Annotated in this window: 3 protein-coding genes; all 3 read right to left on the reverse strand. The window is 23.2% G+C overall.

What is annotated here, in order from left to right; translation table 11 throughout:
- Positions 1–21: 21 nt before the first annotated feature.
- Entirely contained in the window at positions 22–306 is a 285-nt protein-coding gene (locus NSA58_RS19790; RefSeq protein ID WP_257560904.1) for a hypothetical protein, read from the reverse strand.
- A 17-nt stretch (positions 307–323) separates the two neighbouring features.
- Positions 324–569 (reverse strand): hypothetical protein, encoded by a 246-nt coding sequence (locus NSA58_RS19795; protein WP_257560905.1) that lies wholly within the window; start codon positions 567–569, stop codon positions 324–326.
- 307 nt (positions 570–876) lie between these two features.
- The coding region (locus NSA58_RS19800; RefSeq protein ID WP_257560906.1) for a coiled-coil domain-containing protein at positions 877–1720 on the reverse strand (844 nt) is incomplete at its 5' end.

Raw genomic sequence — 1720 nt, forward strand, 5'->3', positions numbered from 1 at the left:
TATTATCCTTTTTATTATTTATTAATTTTCAATTAAATGATTTATGTCAATTAGATTTTCTTCACAAAAATATTTAAGAACTTTTGTGTTTAAATCTAATACTCCAATATTTTTTTTTATTAACTCATTGAATTTTGAATCAAGTTCAGATATGCCATCTGAAACAACTAAATTTTCTAAAGATTTTTTTAGAAAGTTATTTCTACTTAATCCATTTTCTTCTGCCATTAAGTCAATTTTTTCTAATGTACTTTCACTTATATTATTCACTCTAACATAAGAAGTTGTTGTATTTTTTTTATTCATAATAAACTTTCTCCTTTTTATACACTAAATTTATCTAAAATTTCAGTATTATATTTTAATGAATTTTCAACTCTTTTTAGTAAACATTCATAACGATTAAAAACTTCAAACAATTCTTTTTGAGATGCAATATGTTCTATATATTTTTCTAAAAATTCACTTCTCTTTAATCCTTTTTTTCTAGCAAGTTCGTCTATTTTATTTATAGTTTCTTTACTTAAATTTTTTATATCAATTTTACATGTTTTTATTTGATTTTTCATAAGTATCATTAATCCTTTCAAGAAAATATTAAAGTTTATCAAGATTTTTTATTTAAATTCTTCAACAAAAAATCTTAGAGGAAGTAGAAGTTTTTTCTTCGTTCCTCTGAAAAAAAGAGCATAAGGAGATTTTGTACCCATCTTAGATGGTTAGCTAGGCAAAGCCTAGCAATTCTCTAAAAAATTAACTCAAAAGTACGGGTATAAAAAAATACCTATATACACACCTTTTGAACACCTTTCCACACACCTAGTACACACCACTACACACCTTTTGAACACCTATAATTTGCTCTAAAAGAGCTGACTATTTTTCCAAATAGTCAGCTCTTTTTTCTTCAAGTCTTTGTATTTTTTCTTTAAAGACTTGAATATTTTTTTTACTATCTTCTATTTCATTTTTTAAAATTCTTATAGTATCTTGGATAGAATTTATTTTATTTTCACTATCTTTTATTTCAATTTCTGTTTGATAAACTTGTTCTTCTTTTAATTTTTTAATATTTTCTTCTAAAGTTTTTATGTTAGTATTTTTTTCTTCTATACTATTATTTTCTTCTTTAATTTTTCCATTTATAATATCAATTTCTATAGTTATTCCTTCAGATAAATATTCATTTGCTGTTTTTTCTTTTAAGCTCATAACTGATTCAATATCATCTTTTTCAACATAAAACTTTACTAATTCTGTTAATGAAGTTTGATTATATTCTTCGCTAGTATTATTTATATTATCTATATTATCAAGTAGATCTTCTTCTATAAATTCACCAACTCCTAAAGATAACACAGTCCAATTTTTATGAACTTTTGCTCTAACTATATAGTTATTTTCGTCTAACCTTCTAATATTAGTTTCTATAACCTCTAATGGATTTTGTTGCTCTCTAAGTTCAAATTGAAGTTTGCTTTCGTTAAAGTTCAATTGATTATCACAGTAAATATAAAACTCAACTATATTAGAAGTTGGACTATATTTTCTGCTTCTAACTTGAATCTCATAGTTTCCTAAAGTTTTAATTTCAGATATTGGTGTAGTATAGCTTTTTTCATTTTCATTCTTGATAAAAGTATTAGAATTGAAAAAGAATACATATCCAAAGAGAATAAAAACTGACATAAAAATATAAATAAATGATTTATTAGATCGG

This window comes from Terrisporobacter muris, assembly GCF_024621905.1.
GTDB classification, from domain to species: domain Bacteria; phylum Bacillota; class Clostridia; order Peptostreptococcales; family Peptostreptococcaceae; genus Terrisporobacter; species Terrisporobacter muris.